The following is a 15472-nucleotide window of genomic DNA, read 5'->3' as shown; positions in this document are numbered from 1 at the left end:
GTGATAGGGAGCTTTCAAAGGTTTTTTTAAAAGTTCAATCCACTTATCGAAATAGGACTAGGAAGTGCTGGGAGGGGAGGGCGGTGTAACGGTTTTTTGGTGACGGTTTTTTGTCACTTAATTTATTCAGAACTGTTACGCATCGTTCACCAGGCTAGTTGCGACGCGAGTGGGCCCCGAAGCCATTGATTGCAAAGGGTTTACCTACTATCGCCGACGCTGCGGTTGAGCGACACGCTGGGCGAGCACATCGCCAGGGCAGCGGCTTACTCAGGTAAACGCGCCTTGCAGGCGATCCGCGCAAGTACCTTTTGAACCATGAGCACTTTCTTCGAAAAACACAGGATGCCGACAGCTGTTGGCAGCGGAGGAAGTGCACATGGCTACGCTCATCGGGATCGTCAGTAAGGTCATTGGTCAGGTATTCGCTGTGACGAGCGACGGTACCCGGCGCGCGTTGGTCGAGGGCGATCGATTGTTCGCCGGTGATCAACTCGTCACCGGAGCCGAAGGCGCGGTGGCGGTCCATCTGCAAAATGGCCAGGAACTGACACTCGGCCGTGGCAGCAGCCTGCAAATGAGTCCCCATCTCCTCGCCAATGAGTCGCCGCACGTTGGCACTTTAGAGGCGGTAACACCGAGCGAAGCGCAGCTGACCGATGTTGATCAACTGCAAAAAGCTATCGCGGCCGGCGCCGACCCGACGCAGACCGGTGAAGCCACTGCGGCCGGGCCAAGCTTCACCGGGCCTGCCACAGGGGTGCAGGGCGGTGGCCACAGCTTTGTCATGCTCGAAGAAGTGGGCGGACGGGTCGATCCGACGATTGGCTTCCCGACGGCAGGGTTTGGCAACATCCCGCAATTTCCCGAAGAACGGCACAACGCCGATATCCAGCAGAATGCCGACGGTACTCCAGTGGTCGTGGTTCCACCGATTAACAACCCGGTCACACTCAGTGGACTTTCGGTGGTGGGGGGCGAACTGACTCTCAATGAAGCTAACCTGGCCGACGGTTCAGCCAGCAATCCAGGGGCGCTGACCCAGAGCGGCACGTTCAGTGTGTCTGCACCGGATGGGCTGAGCAGCCTGAGTATCGGTGGGATCAACGTGATCACCGGCGGCGTGGCCGCAGGCTTTCCACAGTCGATCACCACGCAACTGGGCAACACCCTGACCATCTCCGGTTACAACCCGGCCACCGGCGTCGTGAGTTACAGCTACACTCTCAACGGCAACGATACCCATTCGGCGGGCGACGGTGCCAACAACCTCAGTGAACACTTCTCCGTGGTGGCGGGTGATTCCAATGGTGATTCCACCACTGGCTCTCTGGACGTCAACATCACTGACGACGTGCCCAAGGCCGTCGATGACAGCAATGCCAATACCGCGTCGGAAACCCTGCTGACCCTCAACGGCAACGTCCTGACCAACGACGTACAAGGCGCCGACCGCGTGACCATTGGGGAAAATACGGGCCCGATCACTCCGGGCACCTTCGCCGGGACTTACGGCACCCTGGTGTTGAACGCCAACGGCACCTACACCTACACGCTGCACACCAGTGATGCGGATTTCAAAGCCTTGCACGGCAATGGCAACGGCACGGAAACCTTCGCCTACACCATCACCGATTCGGACGGCGACACCAGCACCGCCAACCTGGTGCTGCAAATCCACAACAACGATGCCCCGGTGATCATCAACGGCCTCAACGTCGAAGGTGGCGAACTCACCGTCTTCGAGAAAAACCTCAGCACCGGCAGCGCACCTGACTCCACGGCACTGACCCAGAACGGGACCTTCACCATCACCGCGTTGGACGGCGTGACCACGCTGACGGTCGGCGGTATCGCGGTGGTCACCAACGGTGTGGCCGCTGGGTTCCCGCAAACTGTCACGACGCCATTGGGCAGCACGCTGACCATCACCGGGTTTAACGCCACGACTGGCGTCGTCAGTTACAGCTACACCTTGAACCACAACGACGCGCACCCCACCGCCAACGGCGCGAACAACCTCCCTGAGCAATTCGCCGTGACCGTGGTCGACGACAACGGCACCACCGCCAACGGCACGCTCGACGTCAACATCATCGATGACCTGCCTAAAGGCGTGAACGACAGCAACGCCGGCACCGCCTCGGAAACCCTGCTGACGCTGAACGGCAACGTGCTGACCAACGACGTGCAAGGCGCCGACCGCGTGACCATTGGGGAAAATGCTGGCCCGATCACTCCGGGCACCTTCGCCGGGACTTACGGCACCCTGGTGTTGAACGCCAACGGCACCTACACCTACACGCTGCACACCAGTGATGCGGATTTCAAAGCCTTGCACGGCAATGGCAACGGCACGGAAACCTTCGCCTACACCATCACCGATTCGGACGGCGACACCAGCACCGCCAACCTGGTGCTGCAAATCCACAACAACGATGCCCCGGTGATCATCAACGGCCTCAACGTCGAAGGTGGCGAACTCACCGTCTTCGAGAAAAACCTCAGCACCGGCAGCGCACCTGACTCCACGGCACTGACCCAGAACGGGACCTTCACCATCACCGCGTTGGACGGCGTGACCACGCTGACGGTCGGCGGTATCGCGGTGGTCACCAACGGTGTGGCCGCTGGGTTCCCGCAAACTGTCACGACGCCATTGGGCAGCACGCTGACCATCACCGGGTTTAACGCCACGACTGGCGTCGTCAGTTACAGCTACACCTTGAACCACAACGACGCGCACCCCACCGCCAACGGCGCGAACAACCTCCCTGAGCAATTCGCCGTCACTGTGGTCGACGACAACGGCACCACCGCCAACGGCACGCTCGACGTCAACATCATCGATGACCTGCCTAAAGGCGTGAACGACAGCAACGCCGGCACCGCGTCGGAAACCCTGCTGACGCTGAACGGCAACGTCCTGACCAACGACGTGCAAGGCGCCGACCGCGTGACCATTGGGGAAAATACGGGGCCGATCACTCCGGGGACCTTCGCCGGGACTTACGGCACCCTGGTGTTGAACGCCAACGGCACCTACACCTACACGCTGCACACCAGTGATGCGGATTTCAAAGCCTTGCACGGCAATGGCAACGGCACGGAAACCTTCGCCTACACCATCACCGATTCGGACGGCGACACCAGCACCGCCAACCTGGTGCTGCAAATCCACAACAACGATGCCCCGGTGATCATCAACGGCCTCAACGTCGAAGGTGGCGAACTCACCGTCTTCGAGAAAAACCTCAGCACCGGCAGCGCACCTGACTCCACGGCACTAACCCAGAACGGGACCTTCACCATCACCGCGTTGGACGGCGTGACCACGCTGACGGTCGGCGGTATCGCGGTGGTCACCAACGGTGTGGCCGCTGGGTTCCCGCAAACTGTCACGACGCCATTGGGCAGCACGCTGACCATCACCGGGTTTAACGCCACGACTGGCGTCGTCAGTTACAGCTACACCTTGAACCACAACGACGCGCACCCCACCGCCAACGGCGCGAACAACCTCCCTGAGCAATTCGCCGTGACCGTGGTCGACGACAACGGCACCACCGCCAACGGCACGCTCGACGTCAACATCATCGATGACCTGCCTAAAGGCGTGAACGACAGCAACGCCGGCACTGCGTCGGAAACCCTGCTGACCCTCAACGGCAACGTCCTGAGCAACGACGTGCAAGGCGCCGACCGCGTGACCATTGGGGAAAATGCTGGCCCGATCACTCCGGGCACCTTCGCCGGGACTTACGGCACCCTAGTGTTGAACGCCAACGGCACCTACACCTACACGCTGCACACCAGTGATGCGGATTTCAAAGCCTTGCACGGCAATGGCAACGGCACGGAAACCTTCGCCTACACCATCACCGATTCGGACGGCGACACCAGCACCGCCAACCTGGTGCTGCAAATCCACAACAACGATGACCCGGTGATCATCAACGGCCTCGACGTCAACGGCGGTGAACTGACTGTCTATGAGAAGAACCTCAGCACCGGCAGCGCACCTGACTCCACGGCACTGACCCAGAACGGGACCTTCACCATCACCGCGTTGGACGGCGTGACCACGTTGACGGTCGGCGGTATCGCGGTGGTCACCAACGGTGTGGCCGCTGGGTTCCCGCAAACTGTCACGACGCCATTGGGCAGCACGCTGACCATCACCGGGTTTAACGCCACGACTGGCGTCGTCAGTTACAGCTACACCTTGAACCACAACGACGCGCACCCCACCGCCAACGGCGCGAACAACCTCCCTGAGCAATTCGCCGTGACCGTGGTCGACGACAACGGCACCACCGCCAACGGCACGCTCGACGTCAACATCATCGATGACCTGCCTAAAGGCGTGAACGACAGCAACGCCGGCACTGCGTCGGAAACCCTGCTGACCCTCAACGGCAACGTCCTGAGCAACGACGTGCAAGGCGCCGACCGCGTGACCATTGGGGAAAATACCGGCCCGATCACTCCGGGCACCTTCGCCGGGACTTACGGCACCCTAGTGTTGAACGCCAACGGCACCTACACCTACACGCTGCACACCAGTGATGCGGATTTCAAAGCCTTGCACGGCAATGGCAACGGCACGGAAACCTTCGCCTACACCATCACCGATTCGGACGGCGACACCAGCACCGCCAACCTGGTGCTGCAAATCCACAACAACGATGACCCGGTGATCATCAACGGCCTCGACGTCAACGGCGGTGAACTGACTGTCTATGAGAAGAACCTCAGCGATGGCAGCAGCCCGAACACCCCGGCGTTGACCCAGAACGGCACCTTCACCGTGACCGCGCTTGATGGTCTGCAAACCCTCGATGTCGGTGGCCTGCATGTGGTAGTCGGTGGCGTGCCCGCGGGCTTCCCGCAATCGATCGTCACTCCGCTGGGCAGCACGCTGACCATCACAGGCTTCAATCCGACCACTGGTGTGGTGAGTTACAGCTACACCCTGGTCGACAACGAAACTCATCCAACTGGTAATGGTGCCAACAGCATTACCGAGAACTTCAACGTGGTGGCTACGGACACCGACGGCAGTACGGCAACGAATCAAATCAACGTCAACATCGTTGACGACTTGCCGGCAGCAGTGGCTTCGGAGCGCTCGGTAACATCAGTGGAAGTCGACTCCAACTTACTGATTGTGCTAGACATTTCCGGCAGTATGATCGACCCCTCTGGCGTGCCCGGCCTGTCGCGGCTGGATTTGGCCAAACAGGCGATCAGCGCCTTACTCGACAAGTATGACGACCTCGGCGATGTAAAAGTGCAGCTCGTCACCTTCGGCACCAATGCCACTGACCGGACTTCAGTGTGGGTCGATGTGGCAACTGCGAAGTCGCTCCTCGCCGGCCTGACAGCGGGTGGAAACACCAACTACGATGCGGCAGTGGCTACGATGCAAACCGCGTTCAATACCTCGGGCAAACTGACCGGCGCGCAGAACGTCGGTTACTTCTTCTCTGACGGAAAACCGACCGCCGGCCAGGACATTGGCACGTCGGACGAGACGGCATTGAAAGCCTTCCTCGACGCTAATGGCATCAAGAACTACGCCATTGGCCTGGGCAGCGGCGTGAGCAACGCTAACCTCAACCCTTTGGCCTATGACGGCAGCACCCATACCGATACCAACGCAGTAGTGGTGACCGATCTCAACCAACTCAACTCGGTGCTCTCGGGCACGGTAGTTGGGGCGCCAGTCACCGGCACATTGCTGGAGGGCGGCACGTTTGGTGCTGATGGCGGCTTCATCAAAACCATCGTGGTCGACGGCACCACGTACACCTACGACCCTAAAGGCAACAGCAATCAGGGTTCACTGAGCTTCAATGGCGGCACCAACCACGGCACGTTCAACACGGTGGACAACAGCATCAGCATCGCCACCAACAATGGCGGCACCCTGGTGGTGAACCTCGACACCGGCGAGTACAACTACGCCTCGCAAAAAACCACCTCCGTGGTGATCACCGAAAACATCGGCTTTACCGTCAGCGACAACGACGGTGACCTGGCTAGCTCCACGCTAACGGTCAAAGTCAATCCGAACACGGCGCCGGTGGCGGTCGATGACCACGTCATCACCAACGTGCTATCGAGCAATATCGTGGTGCCGGGCGAGCTGCTGCTGGCCAACGACACCGATGCCGACAAGGATCCGCTGACCGCCTCGCCAACCTCCTTCAACACGGGTTGGGCGGCCAAGGGCGCGGACTTCATCGGTGCCGTACTGCCCAAATTCGTCGGCACCAACGATACGGCGGCCAACCAGTCCCTGGCGGACGTGCGCAGTGCCTTTGTGGCCAACACCACCACGATGACGGCGCTATTGGTGGTCAGCGGGTATCTGGGGCAGGTGACACCTAACGACGCCAATGATGAAGACCTCATCACCGTGAAGCTCAAAGCGGGTGAAACCCTCAATCTGGATCACAACCTGGCGGCCGGGCACATCACCATGGAGTATTCCCTCAATGGCGGCGCCTTCGCCAGCATTGCGGACGGCGGAACGATCACCGCGTCGGCGGACGGGACCTACCAGATCCACATCACCAACATCGAAAACACCAGTGGCGGCCACGCCAAAGGAGAAGAGAGCTACCAGCTGACCATGACCGTCAACTACGCCGGTGCCCATGACATCACACCGGACTTCCACGGCACCTACGCCGCCAACGACAACCACGGTGGCAGTGACAGCGCGGCCGTGACCATCAGCTATCAGGATGGCCACACCCTCACCGGTACGGCGGGCGATGACGTGCTGGTGGCGGGCACCGGCGATAACATCATCAATGCCGGCGACGGCAACGACGTGCTCACCGCTGGCAGCGGCAACAACGAGTTGCACGGTGGCGCTGGCAACGACTTGCTGTTCAGCGGCATCGGCAACGACCTGCTCGACGGCGGCACCGGCATCGACACCGCGAGCTACGCCCACGCAACTGCCGGGGTCACGGTCAACCTCGGCCTCGCCGGAGCGCAAAACACTATAGGCGCCGGTACTGACACCCTCACCGGGATCGAAAACCTGGTCGGCTCCAACTTCAACGACACTCTCACGGGCGACAGCAACAGCAACGTCATCAATGGCGGTTTGGGCAACGACATCCTTAACGGTGGCGGCGGTGACGACATCCTGATCGGCGGTATGGGCAACAACACCCTGACCGGCGGGGCGGGGGCTGACACTTTCCAGTGGCTCAAAGGCAACAGCGGCCACGACGTCGTCACCGACTTCACCCCAGGCACCGACAAACTCGATTTGTCGCAACTGCTGCAAGGTGAAAACAGCACCACGGCCTCGCTGGATGACTACCTGCACTTCAAAGTCGTGGGCAGCGGCGCCTCGGTACTGACCAGCATCGACGTCAGCGCCATGGCCGGCGCCACGCCGAACCAGACCATCGACCTGGCCGGCGTCAACCTGGCCAGCCATTATGGCGTCACGCCGGGGGCGGGTGGTGTGGTTGCAGGTGGGCACGATACGGCGACCATCATCAATGGCATGTTGAACGACCATTCGTTGAAGGTGGATACCGTTTGATCTGAAAACCTGAAAGGGCAAAACCCGCCATTCTTGGGTAAGGAATGGCGGGTTTTTCGTTGCCTGTGGCACCGCCATCGCGAGCAGGCTCACTCCCACAGTTGTTTCGCGGTCAGCACAAAAATCGGCTACACCAAATATCCCTGTGAGAGCGAGCCTGCTCGCGATGAGGCCCGACCAACCACCACAAAACTCTACGGTCAGCCATCACCACAAAGGTCACCCTGACCTCAGCGGGTTAGCCCTGCGGATCGACGTTATCCAGCATCCGATTCACCGCCAACTCACCCAGCATCACGGAGTGTTGAATCCCCAGCAGCGTGTGGCGCTGCGGACCATTCAGTTGCCCCGCGAAATCGCTCAACATCACACTCGCTGAGGCCAACGTCTCACAGGCGTTGACCAGCAGGGTTTCGTTATCGGTGTCGGGCCCGACGAAGTAGATCGTGCTGGGTTTGCGTGGCGTGTCTTTTGGGATGACCAGTTTGAGGTAGTCATCGAGGGCGCGGTCGGCAGCGTTGTTGAGCTTTTTGGAATCGTTGGATTCGTATGGGGAGACGTCGTCGGTTTCTGGCGGGTTTGGCGTGATTTTGAACATGGTGAAACTCCTTGATTAATGGAGCTACCACGGCTCGCTGCGAAACGAGGGAAGGTGGCAGCTGTACGCGGGTTCGCAGACCGGGAATCAAGGAACCCGGCAGACCCGAAGATCTCCCGCGCACAGCCGCCATAACGCAATGCAGTAGACGAAAAAAAGCGCTAACTGAAAGGAAACGGTGGCGCAATGCGCCTTGATTGACCTGGGCTGCGAAACCCGATCGCTGATTTGTCAGCGACCCGGAAACGATAGAGTCCCGGCCCAAGGCGTACAAGCCGGCGGATTCTGGCGCAGTCGTAGGCAGCGGCGCAAGGATGTGTAGCCTGAGTGAGTATCTGGAGGTGTCTTATAAACACCAATGTTTAATACTCAATAATCGTGTTCGGCTACATCGGCTCCGGCGGCCCAATCAACCGCCCCATCACCCCAAACAACCCCAACTCCCGAATCACCTCCAACTCCCCTTGCGTCTCCACCATCTCCGCAATCAACGGCAAATCAATGCTGTTGGTCGCCCGGAAAATCGCATCAATAAATAGCCGCTTGTCAGGCTGCAGATCAATGCTGCGGATGTACGCGCCATCGATTTTCAAATACGCCAGCCCCAGTTGCGTCAAATTGCCGATCTGGTTGAAGCTGCCGCCGAAATGCTGCAAACCCATGTGGTAACCGGTGTTGAGCAGGCTGTGGCTTAGGCGGTGTAGTTCCTCGGGGGGCGGCAATTGGCGTTCGTCGATTTCCAAGGTCAGCAGCGACGCCAGATCGGGCAGTGAGTCGAGCAAGTCGATGATTTCTCGCAGTTGCGCCGGGTCGCGCAGGGTGCTGCCGGATAGGCTCAACGCCAGGGGCCAGCGGTTGACGACCAGATAGTCGAGGGTCGCTTCGAGCATCGCCAGGTCGAACCGCGCCGACCAGCCAAGACGTTCGATCCAGGGCAGGAAATGCCCGGCGGCAATCGCTTCGCCGCTCGGGTCGAGCAGGCGCGCAAGGACTTTGTGGTGCAGCACCTGGCTGGTGTCGGCACATTGCACGACGGGTTGGAAATACAGCTGCAGTTTGCCGTGGGTCAGGGCGTCGTCGATCCAGCTGCGCCAGTCATGCTGGGAGTGGTTGGTTGCGGTGTCGGTATCGGCCAGATGTACCCACGGCCGCTCGGGGTGTTGCTGGGCTTGTGTCAGCGCCTGATCGAGGCGCAGCAGTACGTCACTGGCCGGTTCGCCGGGGTGGTAGGCGACGATGCCCAAGTGCGCCACCGGCGTGCAATCGCTGGCATCGGTCAGGCGCAGGTTTTCCAGGGTGGCGCTGATTTCCGAGGCCAGACGTGCGGCATCGGCGCTGTCCAGTCTCGGCGTCAGCAGGCTGAATTCGCCGCCACGATTACGCGCCGCGAGCCAGGTGCGCCGTTCCGGCGGTTGCGTCAGACGCTTGAGCAGTTCGCCAACAGCACTGATCAGCTCATCGGTACGCTGGCCACCCAGACGCTGGTTGAGGCCGATCAAGTCGTTGATCCGCAGCATCAGCAAATGGCCGGCGCTGCTTTGTTCGCTGATCAGCAGATGATCAGCCAGTTGCTCATCCAGCAAGCGCCGGTTGGCCAGGCCGGTGAGGCTGTCCTGATAGGATTCGGCCCGCAGTTTTTCACTGCGCGTGGCTTCTTCGGCGAACAGCGTTTTGAGTTTTTCGACCATCTGGTTCATCGCCAGCACCACACGCCTCAATTCCGGTGTGCGCGGCACTTTCGGCAGACTCAAGAACTCGCGTTTGCTGATGGCTTCAGCCTGTTTGACCATTTTGTCGAGCGGACGCAATTGCCGGCGTAACAGCCAACCGCCGAATACGGCGCTGAGCAAGCCGCAGACCAGCAGCCAAAGCAGGCTGCCGAGGGTGCTGTCCCAGAGTTTGGCCAAGGCAAATTGCGGATTGCTCAACACTTCGACCCGCGCCACCTGGTCCCAGCCGCGCATGATCAGCGCGTCACCACCCTCCGGGCGCAGATTGACGAGCCTGACGAACCAGCGCGGAACGCCTTCGATTTTCGAGGGAGCACTGCGTTCCACCAACACCTGGTCATCGACAATGCTGACGACGCGGATGCTGCTGAAATAGCCGCTGTCGTAAATTGAACTGACCATCAGCTCGACCATGGCCGGGTCATCGATCTGTGCGGTCAGCGACAAACCGAGTGCGGTGGCGGCGTCCTGGGCATGGGAGCGCAACTGGCCGAGCATTTGTTCGCGAGAGCTTTCCAGGCTGACAAAAAAACTGCCGCTGAAAGCCACCAGCAGGAACAGGCAAATGGCGAGAAACAATTGTTTGCGCAGTGACATAAAACGCTCCTTGCGGTGGGGGCTAGCCTTCGCCCACGGCGAACCCTTCGGCTTGCATCTTTTTCAACACGTCTTGCCAGCGCGACAGCTTTTTACTGTCGCTGCTGCGTTTGCCGCCATTGGCCCCAGGCAAGTACAGGCCTTCGGCGTTGAAGGCGTAAACCGGCAGCAGGTCTTTGCGCTGGGACGCGGGGCGGATCTCGCTGATCAGGTTATCCAGCACCAACGGTTCGGCTGTGGGGCTGCTGTAGAAGGTCAACACCATGTGCGCCTGATTTTGCGCCAGGGCCTTGACGTAGGTGATGCGCAGTTTCTCACTGGGAATCCCGAGATAGCGCAGGCTGAAATACTTCGCCAGCGCGTAGTCCTCGCAGTCGCCGGCACCCTTGATCAGCGATTCTTCTGGCGTGGCCCAGTAATCGGTCTGACGCCAGATGCGCATGTCGTCCTGAAAATTCAGCTGCTGATTGAAGAAGCGGTTGACCGCATTCAGTTGCTCGCGCTCGGGCTGATTGAGTTCGCTTTTGAGCATTTGACTCCAGGCCTCGATTCTTCCCTTGGCGGGGCCGAGAGGGCCGTAACGCTGTTCGGCAGTTTGCAGGATCTGCGCAAAGTCCCAGTCGGCCAGGACGCTGCCCAGCCCCGTCAGCAGGAAACCGGCCAGCAGCAGCCATCCGCCGAGTCGAAGTCGGAGCGTTGACCATCCTGGACTACGCGGACGACGGGACATATGGCAACTCGCGTGAAGATGTCTGAAGTCTAGGCGGTGTTTTCAGCGCGGGCGGACAAATTGCCGGGTCAGGGTTTTTGCAGGGTTTTTTGCTTGAGGATATAGATAGTTACCAGCACTGCACTGGTCAGCATGAACCCGCGCGCCCACGGCAGGGGCACCAGGTAGCAGGAGAACAGGATGCTTGCCCACATCAATCCGATGGCGTAGACCTTGCCCTTGAGCGGGATGCCATTGCCGTCGAGGTAGTCGCGAATCCAGGGGCCAAGCCGTGGATGCTCCACCAGCCACTGATAGAAACGCGGCGAACTACGGGCAAAGCACGCAGCGGCCAGCAACAGAAAAGGCGTGGTGGGCAATACCGGGAGAAAAATCCCGATCACCCCAAGCGCTACGCTCAGCCAGCCGATGGCCAGCAGCACGTAACGCAACATCAGGGGGCGGTTGCCTATGGGGTTGGCCATAGGCAAAACCTTAGTGGTGACGTGGCTTGAGGATCGCCGGTTTTTCGTCTGGCGCGTTGCACAGCAGGTACAGCGCGGTCAGGGCTTCCGGGATCTGAACGATCATGTCGTCCATCAGGTTGGCATCCTTGGCGATGTCTTCGAACTCTGGCTGTTCGTCGAACAGGCCCGAGCCGACCATGATCGGCAGCAGCATTTCGCTGACTTCGTCTTCGGCGCTTTCGAACCAGGCCGCTTCGCGCAGGAATACGCCTTCCATGAAACCGATGCACCAGCCGCGCAGGTCGGAGTCGTCCGGCTCGTCGCCCAGGTCCAGGTCGCATGGCAGCTCGAATTCTTCGTCGGACGCCAATTGGCGGGCGATGTGAGCCTTGAGGGCCAGCAGGGTGGATTCGATGGCTTCACGCTCGGTGTCGTCGGCGTAGTGCGGCTCTTCGGCGAAGAGGGCGTCGATCCATTCACGATCAGGAACGGTTTCGGAACAGATCGACAGCGCGGTGAGGTAGCCGTGGGCGGCCACGTAGTCCAGCGCCTCGTCATGCAGTTCGTCGGCGTCGAGGAAGACTTGCAAACGGGTTAGTTGCTCAGCGAAGGACATTAACGGGCTACCTTGGGGAATGTTCGATGCGGGAATTCTAGGCCTTCTTGAGCGCTCAGGCCAGCCGCACGGCATATTTGCACCTTCGCAGGAATACAGAGCACCGCATACCCTGTGGGAGCGAGCCTGCTCGCGATAGCGGTGGGCCAGTCAGTATTGATTTTGAATGTAACGCCGCCATCGCCGGCAAGCCGGTCTCACTCCCACAGGGTTCTTCATTGCATTGGTTTTCATGTGTCTTATCAGCGGTGCCCTGTGCAAGGGAGGCCTCGGGTATACTCGCGCGTTTTGTGATGCCCTGCTGGCGTCGCGGCTGGTATGTGAAGCGTCATGCAACGTGCACTTACGATTTGTCGGTGCAGCGTGCGTGGTTCTGAACCAGCCTTGCAGGGATGTTTTTGTGATTTTTGGAGTTTTTATGCTCGAACAGGCTCAACGCGTCCTCAAGGACATCTTCGGCTACGACAGTTTTCGTGGCCGTCAGGGTGCAATCATTGAGCGCGTGGCCAGTGGCGGCGACGCCCTGGTGCTGATGCCTACCGGTGGTGGCAAATCCTTGTGCTTCCAGGTGCCGGCGCTATTGCGTGAAGGCCTGGCGGTGGTGGTGTCGCCGTTGATCGCGCTGATGGACGACCAGGTCGCCACCCTCGAAGAGCTGGGCGTCGCCGCTGCTGCATTGAACTCCACGCTGAGCGCCGAACAACAGCGCGACCTGGCGGCCCGCATCAAACGCGGCGAAGTGAAAATGCTCTACCTGGCGCCCGAACGTCTGGTCCAGCCGCGCATGCTGGCCTTCCTGCAAAGCCTTGAAATTGCCCTGTTCGCCATCGACGAAGCGCACTGCGTGTCCCAATGGGGTCATGACTTCCGTCGCGAATACTTGCAACTGGGGCAGTTGGCGGAGTTATTCCCTAACGTCCCGCGCATTGCGCTGACCGCCACCGCCGACAAGCGCACCCGCGAAGAAATCGTCGACCGCCTGCATCTTCGGGACGCCGAACGCTTTCTGTCGAGCTTCGACCGGCCGAACATTTTCTACCGCATCGTGCCCAAGGAGCAGCCGCGCAAACAGTTGCTGGCGTTCCTCGCCGAGCGGCGCAGCGATGCCGGCATCGTTTACTGCCTGTCGCGCAAAAAAGTCGACGAAGTCGCCGTATTTCTCAGCGAGCAAGGCTTCCCGGCGCTGCCGTATCACGCCGGTTTGCCCAACGAAACCCGAGCCCACCACCAGAAGCGCTTCCTCAACGAGGAGGGGCTGATCATGGTCGCTACCGTGGCGTTCGGCATGGGCATCGACAAGCCCAACGTGCGGTTTGTCGCTCACCTCGATTTGCCTAAATCCCTTGAGGCTTATTATCAGGAAACCGGTCGCGGCGGTCGTGACGGTCTGCCGGCAGATGCCTGGATGGCCTACGGCCTGCAAGATGTGGTGATGCTCAAGCAAATGTTGCAGAACTCCGAAGGCGACGAGCGGCACAAGCGCCTGGAGCAGCACAAACTCGATGCCATGCTCTCGCTTTGTGAAGAAACCCGCTGCCGTCGCCAGACGTTGCTGGCCTACTTCGACGAAGACATGCCTGAGCCGTGCGGCCATTGCGACAACTGTGTCGACGGCGTGCAGACCTGGGACGCCACCGAGCCGGCCCGTCAGGCGCTCTCGGCGATTTACCGCACCGGCCAGCGTTATGGCGTAGGGCATCTGGTGGACGTGCTGCTGGGCAAGGACAACGAAAAGGTCCGCAGCTTTGGTCATCAACATTTGTCAGTGTTTGGTGTCGGCAAAGCGATGGGCGAGAGTGAATGGCGCTCCCTGTTCCGCCAGCTGGTTGCCCGTGGTCTGGCCGACATCGACCTCGAAGGCTACGGCGGTTTGCGCCTGAGCGACACCTGTCGGCCGCTACTCAAGGGCGAAGTGACTCTGGAGCTGCGCCGCGACCTCAAGCCGCAAACCACCGCCAAAAGCAGCAAGAGCCAGGCGAGCCAACTGGTGCGTGGCGAAGAGCGCGAGCAGTGGGAGGCGCTTCGTGCCTTGCGGCGCAAACTGGCCGAAGAACATGGCGTGCCGCCGTATGTCATCTTCCCCGACTCGACACTGCTGGAGATGCTCCGCAGCCAGCCGACTTCGTTGTCGGAAATGGCCACCGTCAGCGGCGTTGGCGCGCGCAAGCTCGAACGTTATGGCGAGGCCTTCCTCGAAGTGCTGGGTGGTCAGGTCGAGGCACCGAAAGTGGTGGCCGACGTGCGCCACGAACTGATCACCCTGGCCCGCGCCGGCATGACGCCACTGCAAATCGCCGGTCAACTGCAATGCTCTGAAAAGAACGTCTACACCATGCTTGCCGAAGCGATTGGCAAGCAGCAGCTGTCACTGGAGCAAGCGCTGGACCTGCCTGAAGAGTTGATGGGCGAAGTCCAGGATGCGTTCCTCGACGGCGAAGGCGAGTTGCCGTCGGTTTCGGAAATTGCGGCGCTGTTTGCCGGGAGAGTGCCGGAAGGCGTTTTGTACTGCGTGCGTGCCGCCCTGCAATCGGAGTTTGAGGTTTAGGCCATCTTGTAGGTTGATGTAACGATTCACTAAAGACCGAGCCTTGCCTCAAGCCACCGGCCATGCTTAGCTGACTAATAATTAGGTTTTACTTATTTCAGTCTAATCATGAGTGTTTTATGCCGTTAACCGATCAACACCGCTTTGGCATGCAACTGGCCCAGATGTCGCGTGGCTGGCGTGCTGAGCTGGACCGTCGTCTCGCTGGTCTGGGATTGTCCCAGGCGCGCTGGCTGGTGCTGCTGCACCTTGCACGTTTCGACGAAGCCCCCACACAACGTGAACTGGCGCAAAGTGTTGGCGTCGAAGGGCCGACCCTGGCCCGTCTGCTCGATAGCCTGGAAACTCAGGGCCTGGTCCAGCGCCAAGCTGTGCTGGAAGACCGCCGGGCAAAAAAAATTGTCCTCTGCACGCCGGCCCGTCCCCTGATCGAACAAATTGAAACCATTGCCACGCAACTGCGCCGCGAGCTCTTCGAAGGCGTCGATGAAGCGGAAATACAGGTCTGTATGCGGGTTCACGGGCACATTCTGGCCAACCTTGAAAAATCTTGAGGCATAACCACTCGCCGGACTTTCGAGATACCCCGTTGGGCAGACTATAAAGAACTACCTGGCAATAACGTGTTCGTAAC

General features: G+C 60.0%; 8 protein-coding genes. 3 read left to right on the top strand and 5 right to left on the bottom strand.

Annotated elements, in window-relative coordinates:
- The first annotated feature begins 379 nt into the window (after positions 1–379).
- A complete protein-coding gene (locus AC3ISI_RS21445) occupies positions 380–7576 on the top strand; it encodes a retention module-containing protein (RefSeq protein ID WP_489333692.1) in 7197 nt (2398 codons plus the stop codon).
- A gap of 238 nt (positions 7577–7814) precedes the next feature.
- On the opposite strand, the gene AC3ISI_RS21440 is transcribed toward AC3ISI_RS21445, so the two are convergent.
- From AC3ISI_RS21440 to AC3ISI_RS21420, 5 genes are all read right to left on the bottom strand, one after another.
- Complete coding sequence (locus AC3ISI_RS21440) at positions 7815–8174, bottom strand: DUF6124 family protein (RefSeq protein ID WP_489333691.1); 360 nt, start codon at positions 8172–8174, stop codon at positions 7815–7817.
- A 386-nt stretch (positions 8175–8560) separates the two neighbouring features.
- Positions 8561–10501 carry a cyclic di-GMP receptor LapD gene (gene lapD, locus AC3ISI_RS21435; protein WP_489333690.1) on the bottom strand — a complete coding sequence of 647 codons (1941 nt, stop codon included), beginning with the start codon at positions 10499–10501 and terminating at the stop codon, positions 8561–8563.
- Positions 10502–10523: 22 nt separating this feature from the next.
- Positions 10524–11231 (bottom strand): cysteine protease LapG, encoded by a 708-nt coding sequence (gene lapG, locus AC3ISI_RS21430; RefSeq protein ID WP_489333689.1) that lies wholly within the window; start codon positions 11229–11231, stop codon positions 10524–10526.
- Positions 11232–11299: 68 nt separating this feature from the next.
- Positions 11300–11695 (bottom strand): YbaN family protein, encoded by a 396-nt coding sequence (locus AC3ISI_RS21425; RefSeq protein ID WP_489333688.1) that lies wholly within the window; start codon positions 11693–11695, stop codon positions 11300–11302.
- A 10-nt stretch (positions 11696–11705) separates the two neighbouring features.
- A complete protein-coding gene (locus tag AC3ISI_RS21420) occupies positions 11706–12293 on the bottom strand; it encodes a UPF0149 family protein (protein WP_489333687.1) in 588 nt (195 codons plus the stop codon).
- A 418-nt stretch (positions 12294–12711) separates the two neighbouring features.
- On the opposite strand from AC3ISI_RS21420, the gene recQ reads away from it, so the two are divergent.
- On the top strand, positions 12712–14838 hold the full coding sequence (gene recQ, locus AC3ISI_RS21415; RefSeq protein WP_489333686.1) for a DNA helicase RecQ: 2127 nt from the start codon (positions 12712–12714) through the stop codon (positions 14836–14838).
- A gap of 119 nt (positions 14839–14957) precedes the next feature.
- Entirely contained in the window at positions 14958–15392 is a 435-nt protein-coding gene (locus tag AC3ISI_RS21410; RefSeq protein ID WP_489333685.1) for a MarR family transcriptional regulator, read from the top strand.
- The last annotated feature ends 80 nt before the right edge of the window (positions 15393–15472 follow it).

This window comes from Pseudomonas sp. GL_139_B, assembly GCF_057834475.1.
The sequence above is the reverse complement of the archived record's forward strand: the minus strand, read 5'-3'. Positions and strand labels throughout refer to the sequence as shown.